Source organism: Desulfosoma sp. (assembly GCF_052743555.1).
The window spans coordinates 1-4,701 of the sequence record NZ_JBRAHS010000034.1 but is presented as its reverse complement, the minus strand read 5'-3'; the positions used below and the strand labels follow the sequence as shown (position 1 = coordinate 4,701).

General features: G+C 56.5%; 2 protein-coding genes. Both read right to left on the bottom strand.

Annotated features, from left to right (window positions below; translation table 11 throughout):
* Nucleotides 1-2,694, bottom strand: a 2,694-nt coding sequence (gene cas10, locus ACUVSA_RS14485; RefSeq protein WP_445895360.1) for a type III-B CRISPR-associated protein Cas10/Cmr2, incomplete at its 3' end; no start/stop codon positions are given.
* 150 nt (nt 2,695-2,844) lie between these two features.
* A complete protein-coding gene (locus ACUVSA_RS14480; protein WP_445895359.1) occupies nt 2,845-3,957 on the bottom strand; it encodes an RAMP superfamily CRISPR-associated protein in 1,113 nt (370 codons plus the stop codon).
* Nucleotides 3,958-4,701: the final 744 nt, after the last annotated feature.

Sequence of the window (4,701 nt, the reverse complement as noted above, 5' to 3'; positions counted from 1 at the left end):
TCGAAAGACCTCGCTCAGCTCATAGGCCACGCGCCGCGACACATCGTGGGCCAACACATCCCGAAGGTCCAAAAGCAGCCCCATGTCACCGTCCTGCCATGCCTGATCCAGCTCCCATCGACCCACCAAGTGCTCTGTCCCTCCGGAACGTTTGCACACGGTGAGGCAAAAGGCATCGCGGCCTCCTTCGCTCTTGGCCTTCTGTATGGCCGCTCGAAGTTCCCCTAAGACCCGCGCCAAAGGCGCCTGATGGTGGGCGATGACAGCGCCTATGGAGGCTGTAGCTTTTTTGCCCATGAGACGATGCAGCTCCCGGCCTGCAGGAGTGTTCACAAGCGCGTAGCCGGAAGCCAGTTTGAGGCCGTTGGGCTCCGCCCCCAGCTTTTTCCAGAAGGAACGATTGTCTTCCCCTTGCGGCAGGCAGCCGGAAAAGGCGCATCGCAGGGCAAACATCAGTGCCGGCAAATCGTGGACCGCCACCATTGCCATGAGATCGTCGCCGCCCGCGTAGATGAGCTTGCCCATGAAAAGGTCCTCCACAATCTTTCGACTCACGTGAATGGAAAAGGCGTTGAGGGCTGAAGAAACGGCTTGATGCCACGCGGGCGAGGCGAGCCTGGGGGCCTCCAAATAGGGCTGCAGCTCATCGAAGGTTTGCAAGTCTTCCAACGTCTTGGCGTGGAACCGATCGGCCAGTCGAGGCCTGCCCTCCACGGCCGCCGCCAGCCATCGGCCCATCTGGTCACCGTCCAGGAGCACCAGCGCGTAGTAGGTTTCGGGCATAAATCCCAAATACGTTTTGAAGGCTTTGACCGCGAGCTGGTACGCCTCTTCGTTGTCCACGGCATCCAAAAGAGCCGGAATCCTTTTCAGCTGCATGATTGTTTCCTGCGGCCATTGCATCTGCAGCACCTTGGTGTAAAGCTTCGCCGGCAGGGCCACGCCACGTTGCTCTTTAAGCGATTTGGCCAGTGTTTCCAACTCAGCCACCAGCTGCGTAAACTGCGGGCTCACCACGGTCCCCGGCGGCTGAAGCTCAAGCCACCGCCACAGCGACGTCGAAACGGCTATGGCATGGGTGGAAAGAACGAACCGATCGAGTCTATCCTTACCCAGTGCGTGGCATATCTCCTCGGCAAAAAGCCTGGGCCATGTCCTTTTCAAGGCACACCAACCACAGAGATGTTCGCCTTCCTTGGCCAGGGCCGGAGCCCTTTGAGCGACTCTGGTCCAAAGGGTGTCTTGGCGTTGTCCCGGCGGGGTGTAAATTCCGGTTGGCTTCTGTGGTGTCCCACGGTCGTGGGCCAGCCATTCCCTTTCACCACACAAGCTGCAACGGTAACCTTTTTCTTCCGATTGTTCGGTGATCCTTAGCGTTTTGGTGGCGGCATGAAGCCTTTCCAGAAGCTCGTAAAGGCCGGGGTAAGCCACCCCAGGATTGGGCTGGTAAAAGATGGCTCCAGAGCCGACGGTCACACGCTTTCGAAGCAGGGATTCCAGGGTCTGGCCGAGATAGCAGGGTTCGGCCCCGAGAATCTCTAAAGCGCGCTTAAGCTCCTCGTCGGCCAGTGAGGCGTCACCCGCCAATCGCCATGGAACCACGGCCCAAAAAGTTTCGGGAAAGTCTTTGAAATGCCTTTGCAACTGTTTGTCGGCATCGCCTGCGCCATCAAGGCCGGAAATTTTACCGAGCTCCTCCAAGCTTTGCTGGGCCTTTTTTTGAACCCATCGGCGCACCTTACAGCAAATCTGGTCCGCCAAATCCGTAGCTTCTTCGGCCGGCACCAGAGCGACGAACCGGTTGGGCAGGGCCGCAACAAACAGGGGGTTCCTGTCGGTGTCTCGATGGATCCATTCAGGTTGCGAAGCGGAGCTAGTGGGAGAGGCGGCTTTGTTCCATACATCCTCTCCCAGGGCTGCGCGAACCCAAAGATCCACCTGAGGAACCCCGTGCAGCTTAGGGAACAGGACGACATCGGGGCCGTAACGTTCACAGACCTCTTCTAGGGCCGCCCAGACCATGGAGGACAGAAGATGCGATCCCGCCCAAAGATCGGAAATACTTCTGGCCTGAGCGATAAATCCTTGGACGGGGCCGAAGCTCATGAGAAGGAGAGCCGGACCGCCCGCCGCAAGGGTTCCCGCAAAGGCGGATGTGAGGGACAAGTGGTCCCAGATGGAATGGTCCGGGCTGCGCGTGTCTGCCGGAAGCTCGCCCCAAAGCGCACCCAGTTCTTTGGTCGGCGCGCATGGTCCGAAGCGCCACATGGACAGAAAAGTCTTTTTCCAGTCCACTCGTCCGTCTTGTTGCACGATTAGTCGTTGGTAGTGGGCCAGACTTTCCGCTTCCACCGACTCTGGGGGCACCGTCGACTCCAGAGTCCTCAAAATTAATTCCTCCCCGGACAGTGGGTGTCGCAACCGCGGATCGCCGGCAAAATTCACATGCCCGCCCATATTCATGGGAAGGGATGGGCGATCCGCCGAAGAGGCCCATCGGTCCCCCTTTTTGATCATGTCGAGCAACCGTTGCATTGCCTCTGCTGAATACCCCAGGTCTTGTTGCAACCGCGCTTTCAGCTGCGCGACTGTTCCGGCTTCATGACCTTTGCTGCGGAAAAGGATAAGGGCCTTTTCCGCGGGGTCATGGACATAGGCCAAGACTTTGACCTTCCAAAAAATATCCTCGTTCATGCTGCCAACCTCACGGTGACGGTTTCTGTCCTTGAGATTCATGCCCAAAGTAGAAAGCAGGGGCAGCCTTTGAAGCCGCAGGGTGGCCGAAGACCATAGTGCGGCGCGCGGCACCGAGAATTTCCTCCACGCTGAGAAGCCGCCACACTTTTAGGGAAGACGCACCAACTGCTTATCCAGACTCTCATGAACACGCGACCAGACACTGTGCTCCATGGAACACAAATCCTGCTCTGGGGTCTTTTCTTTCAGCGCTCTTTTCAACACCTGCGGCATGCCATGGGTGAGATGTGCCACGAGGCCGCAAAAGCCACCACCAACAGCATGCACTTTAAAGAACAACTGATTCGCGGACCGCTTATCGTCTCCCCATGCTTGAAGCACATGGTTCGTGACGGGATAGGCCAAAATGTGGCGTTCGCACAATTTGGTGTGAGGCCCTTGCTCGTGAAAGGCAAATTGCGTGCGGAGGTGGATTTTGATCCTCGCCAGCAGTGTCAAGACATCTTCCCATCGTTCCCGACTATCGGTGCACCACAAAAGAAGGCCCTTGTCGTCGCGACCCAGAGCATGGCACCAATCGTGTTGCAGTGCGTCGATCCACGGTACAGCTAAGCGGTCCAGCCATTCCCTGGCACTTCGACTCTTGTGGTCTAGAACGTTTTCGTCAAACAAGTCGGATACATTCTGTGAGGCGTCGTATAGGGAAAGTGAGCCCCAGCCGTTGCGACTTCGAGCGCCCAGGCATCCGAAAAGGGCCAGGAGACGCATGGTTTGGGTCATGTCGCGGTCAAGTTCGGCTGGATACATGAGCGTCAGCTGGCCTTTTTCGTCTGTCCCGACAGCCGATAGCCTTTGAAGGCCCGGTCTTTTTTGAGCTTTGTCCCACCCTATGGGGCCGTAGCCCAAATAGAGGGCCGCATTGAGCTTTCTTTTCACTTCGCGATGGACAATCTCACCACATTTGACATTGTCAAAATGATTTTTCCTTAGAGAACCCTGTCGCCAGGTATCGATCCGCAGTCGAATGCGGCTGGCACCCGCCTCGAGCCCTGCGGTGGTGCCGAACAGCCTGCTTTCCCAGAGGCGCAAATTTTCCAGCGATGGGCGCTCTTGTGCGTTCCACCACACGATGCGCCACCATTTTCGAAGCAAAGCCTTAAAGGGGGGCACGCGCCATTGACCTGACTGGTCCGCCCCGCCCAGGAATGCGGGCGTGACAAATCTTACCTGATAGGTCCGAAGACATTGATTGCGTCTCATGGAGTCGGTCTCCTCAAGGGTTTTCGCCTTCAGCCATAGACTTTATTGACGATCGCCGCGCGGTAAGCCGCAAAAGCCAGGTTGTCGCCGAAAAGAATGCTCGCTTTTCTGTGCCAACTTGGCTTCCAGGACTGGCTTTACGCAGGGCTATCGGGCGCAGCCTGGTCGGTCAGTTCAGGCCCTGCCACACTGTTCCCCTCGTGGAACATACCATCGATGGGGTTGTTTTACTTTTTCGTTACGGCACCGCAGCACAATTTTTCAAATAAGGGCTTTGAAAGGTTGCGGACTGGCATTTTTTGGTGAGTCCGGCCGGTAAAGACTCCTTGTCGATAACACATGGACACGTGGGCACGAGCTCACTGAAAAACAGGCAGAGGGGTTCGGCGCCTGCATTGGACGAAGTGCCGCCGGGCCATCTTTGGCCGCTCCCTGAATAGGAGGGGTTATCCATAAGTTTAACGCCGTTGCCTCATGGTTTAGGTTCGGTTTTGACACGCTCTCCGACAGGTGTTCGCATTCTCGCATCTTTTGCCGGCTATGAATTTGCTATAGCGGCCATCTCGGAAGCCGTGCCGAAGTTGATTGATGAAAATGATCCGTGCTGTTTGTAAAGAGCACGAATATAGACCACATTAAGTGAAGTTTTTCGGCTTTATGGTTTAGTCCTCCTGTACAAGTATGATGGACAAAATAGTCATGCAGACAGTCTCAATCCCCTCAAATCGGGGCCTGCCTTCGGAC